The sequence below is a fragment of the Acidovorax sp. SRB_24 genome (genome assembly GCF_012931925.1).
The window spans coordinates 1-410 of the sequence record NZ_MWOM01000260.1 but is presented as its reverse complement, the minus strand read 5'-3'; the positions used below and the strand labels follow the sequence as shown (position 1 = coordinate 410).

General features: G+C 63.9%; 1 protein-coding gene. It reads left to right on the top strand.

Annotated elements, in window-relative coordinates; all coding sequences use genetic code 11:
* Positions 1-410, top strand: a 410-nt coding sequence (locus B2J89_RS21855; protein WP_169170874.1) for a reverse transcriptase-like protein, incomplete at both ends; no start/stop codon positions are given.

The following is a 410-nucleotide window of genomic DNA, read 5'->3' as shown; positions in this document are numbered from 1 at the left end:
GACGGCAGCGCCGTGCCGAATCCTGGTCGCATCGGCCTTGGCGCTGTGTTCACCGAGCCCAATGGAACGCGCCACACCCTGTCGCAAGCCGCGCAGGAGAAGGGCTGCAACAATGAGGCGGAGCTCAGAGCGCTGCTGGCGGCGCTTCACGAACTGAAATTGCGTGGGGCGGACGCACTGCGCATTCACTGCGACAACAGTGTCGTGGTGGAACAGGTCGGCAGCAGCGCAGCAAAGCCGATTGCCCGGCTGGCTTCCTTGATTGATCAAGCGCGGGCACTTCTCCATTCGTTCGACCAGGCCACCCTGGTGTGGATACCGCGCCATCGCAACACAGAAGCTGATGCACTCGCCCGTGCTGCGCTGGGGATGGCCGAAAGGCGCGTTGCCAAAATAGCCGGGAAGCGGCG